The organism is Micromonospora globispora (genome assembly GCF_003857015.1).
Taxonomy (GTDB): Bacteria; Actinomycetota; Actinomycetes; order Mycobacteriales; family Micromonosporaceae; genus Micromonospora; species Micromonospora globispora.
Genome location: NZ_QGGF01000672.1, coordinates 1 through 3,097 on the forward strand (window position 1 = coordinate 1; position 3,097 = coordinate 3,097).

Genomic DNA, 3,097 nt, shown 5'->3' on the forward strand with positions numbered 1-3,097 from the left:
TCTGCGGGCAGGTCGAGGGTCCAGCCGGGGTAGATGATGTTCGGGTTGCGCAGGGTTCCGCCGACGTCGGGGAAGTGGGTGCCGCGGTTGAGGGCGAAGATTTCCGGCCAGCGGTGAGGGTCGCCGAGCCACTGCTCGGCTATCTCGGACAGGGTGTCGCCGCGCTTGACGGTGTAGGTGTATTCGCGGCCGGCGGCGACGAGGATCAGGTCTCCGGTGGTTTCGGTCTTGCGGTCAGGTGCCGCGGCGGCCGACGGTGTGTCCGTCCCGGCCGCGGTGGCGGCCCGTCCGCTCGCAGGGTGCGACGTGTCGGAAGCTGCCGTGATCATGACCGTGGTGCCGGGGTTGGCCTGTGCGGGCGCGGACAGGGGCGGTGTGGCGGCCTGGGCGGCGGTGGCGAGGACGCCTCCGGTGATCGTGGCGACGAGGAGCGCGGCGAGGCCACGCGCAGGCGCAAGGGCGCGCGGTTGGGGAAGCCGAACGCCGGTGAGGGCGGCGGCAAACTCGGCGATGACCGACCAGGCGAACGACGTCCAGGCCAGCCAGAGCAGTCCGACGAGGAGTGCGCCGAGGGTCTGGTCGGTCAGTGGGGTGGTCAGGGTCGTCGCGATGTCGTGCCCGGACGGCAGGCTGTCCGGCAGCGGCGGGTGGAGGTAGCGCAGCAGGGCCCAGGGAACCCCGGCGAGCAGCAGCGCCAGCATCGCGACGCCGGCGACGCGGCGGGCGGTGGAGGTGAGCAGGGCGAGCACGGTGGCAGCTCCCGGGAGGAGTTGGGTGGTCAAGTGGGGGCGGTGACTCCGGTGAGTGGTGTGGCGGTCGCGGTGGCGGAGACCGGCAGGCTGGTGATGCCGACGAGGGTGAGCAGTTGGGTGGGCCGGCGGGTCGTGATGGTGACGGTGACGGTGGTGGTTGAGGCGGTGGCGCTGCCCGGGACGCCGGCCTGGGCGAGGAAGGTGCGGGCGGCGGTGGTGGCCTGGGCGGGGTCGAGCTGCACGGTGCCGGTGCGGCGGTAGGTGTCCAGGTCGATCTCGCGGGCGCCGGCGCGGGCGGCGGCCTGGGCGAGGTCGAGGACGCGGACCTTGTCGGACATGCCGAGGCCGAGGTCCAGGACGAGGCCGGCGAGGATGAGGACGATGAGCACGCCGACGATGGTCCAGGGGGTGACCTGGCCGCGGTCGTCGTCACGCAGCCGCCGCAGCAGGCGGCGAGGCTGGTGGTGGGTCATGGTTGTTGTTCCCCGATGTAGGTGTCGACGGGCTGGCGGGCGGTGCCGGTGATGCGGACCGTGCCGGGCAGGCCGAGCCCGTAGAGGTCCTGCAGCGCGACGGTGCAGGTGACCGTGACGGCGACCTGCCCGCCAGGGGCGAGGCCCCCGGCGTCGACGGTGACGGTGCGCGGTGAGCAGGTGATGTCGCGGCCCTGCAGGGTCGCGGCGGCGGTGTCCTGCCCGTCGGCGACTGCGGCCGCCGGGCTGCGGGCCAGGGATGCTTGCCGGGCGGCGGCCGCGGCGGCGGCGTTGACGTCAAGGTTGGCGGAGACCAGGCGGAGGCAGGCGACAATCGCGACGGTGGCGAGGACCATCAGCGGCACGTAGCTGAGCACGATCTCGGTACTGACCGAGCCTGTGTCGTCGCGCCACCTCGCCCGGCGGCGTGCCGATCCCGGTCCGGGGTGCCGGTGGATGGTCATGCTCGGCCCTCCTTCGCCGTCTCGGTCTGCTCCTGTCGTGGCATGGCTTGGGGTCGGAATCGTTCGGTTGGGGCGGCGGCGGTGGTGGCGACTCGCAGGCGCAGGAAGGGCACGACGCGGGGAGCGGTGCCGCTGATGCGCACCGTGGTGCGCTCCTGGGTGCGGGTCACGCTGACCTGCCGGTCGCCGACGAGGTTGCCGGCGAGCTGGGTGAGCACGGTGTGTGCGTCGGCCTGTCCGGCTGTCGTGGTGCCTTGGTAGACGCGGGTGGTCTGCAGGGCGTGGTTGGCGGCGTGCTGCACTGCGAGGTGGGCCAGTCCCCAGGTGGCCATCTGCACGCCGAGCAGGACGAGCAGCATCAGCAGGGGGGCGTAGAGGACGACCTCGGTGGTGACCGAGCCCCGGTCACCACCGAGTCGTCGCAGCGTGCGGCGCACCGTGGTCCCCGGCCGTTAGAGGTTGATGCCGGTCATCTTCGTGATGATCTTGGTGTTGAAGATGGCGTAGACGGCGGCGACGAGGATGACGAGGAACGCGATCCACAGGACCTTTTCGGTGGTCTCGCTGCCCTGGTCGCCGGAGTCACGCAGGCGGCGCATACGGTCGGTCAGGGTGAGTCCGAGCAGGGTCAGTGCGGCGTGCAGTCGGGACACGATGTCTACTCCTTCACGTGAGGGGCTAGAAGGTGTCGATGGCGGCGACGGCCGGGTAGAGCAGGAAGATCATGTAGGCGACGGCGAGCAGCATCACGGGCATCGACATGCGTTCGGTGGCGGAGTTGGCCTTGGCCTCGAGGGCGTTGGCCTGGTGGGCGCGCATGGTGGCGGCGCGGATGCCCAGGGAGGTGCGGATCCGGGCGCCTTCGGCGCCGGCGAGGCTCATGGTGGCGGCCAGTTCCTGCATTTCGATGACGCCGGTGTCCTCGCCGAGCTGGCCGAGGGCCTGCCAGGGTGGGATGCGCAGCAGCCGGGCGGTGGCCACGGCTCGGTTGAGCCGGCTGGCGGCCCAGCCGCAGGTGTCGGCGCAGGCGTCGTCGAGGGCCTGTTCGAGTCCGGCGCCGCCGGCCAGGGAGATGACGACCAGGTCGAGCACGGCGGACAGGGCGTAGCGCAGCTCGTCGCGGCGGCGTTGCGCCTCGGCGTGCACCGTCGTTTCGGCGAGCCACCATCCGCCGGCACCGCCGGCGAGGGACGCCCACAGCGGCACACCGGCGGCGAAGGTGGTGCCACCGGCGGCCAGCACCGCGACGACCAGGGGCGGCAGCAGCAGGCCGGCGATCACGGCGAGGGTCTGGTCGGCCAGGTGCGCCGCGACGGGACGCTCCAGCACGGCCAGGTCGGCGCGGGTGCGGCCGCCCGGCAGGTTGACCGCCTGCCACGGCCCGGCCAGCAGCCGCACGCGCCACGGC

Annotated in this window: 6 protein-coding genes; all 6 read right to left on the reverse strand. The window is 72.7% G+C overall.

Translation table 11 applies throughout. The annotated features are described in order from the left end of the window. A partial coding sequence (locus DKL51_RS31690; protein ID WP_260428750.1) for a LysM peptidoglycan-binding domain-containing protein occupies nucleotides 1-782 on the reverse strand: 782 nt, incomplete at its 3' end. Then, nucleotides 779-1,225 (reverse strand): pilus assembly protein TadG-related protein, encoded by a 447-nt coding sequence (locus DKL51_RS31695; protein WP_109966484.1) that lies wholly within the window; start codon nucleotides 1,223-1,225, stop codon nucleotides 779-781. The genes DKL51_RS31690 and DKL51_RS31695, both read right to left, overlap by 4 nt. Beyond that, nucleotides 1,222-1,689: a hypothetical protein gene (locus DKL51_RS31700; RefSeq protein WP_109966483.1), complete on the reverse strand. Its 468-nt coding sequence runs from the start codon at nucleotides 1,687-1,689 to the stop codon at nucleotides 1,222-1,224. Before DKL51_RS31700 ends, DKL51_RS31695 begins: the two co-directional genes overlap by 4 nt. Further along, nucleotides 1,686-2,126 carry a TadE/TadG family type IV pilus assembly protein gene (locus DKL51_RS31705; RefSeq protein ID WP_423790609.1) on the reverse strand — a complete coding sequence of 147 codons (441 nt, stop codon included), beginning with the start codon at nucleotides 2,124-2,126 and terminating at the stop codon, nucleotides 1,686-1,688. Before DKL51_RS31705 ends, DKL51_RS31700 begins: the two co-directional genes overlap by 4 nt. Before the next feature lie 15 nt (nucleotides 2,127-2,141). Then, nucleotides 2,142-2,342 carry a hypothetical protein gene (locus DKL51_RS31710; protein WP_109966482.1) on the reverse strand — a complete coding sequence of 67 codons (201 nt, stop codon included), beginning with the start codon at nucleotides 2,340-2,342 and terminating at the stop codon, nucleotides 2,142-2,144. A 25-nt stretch (nucleotides 2,343-2,367) separates the two neighbouring features. Continuing rightward, the coding region (locus DKL51_RS31715; protein WP_124813124.1) for a type II secretion system F family protein at nucleotides 2,368-3,097 on the reverse strand (730 nt) is incomplete at its 5' end.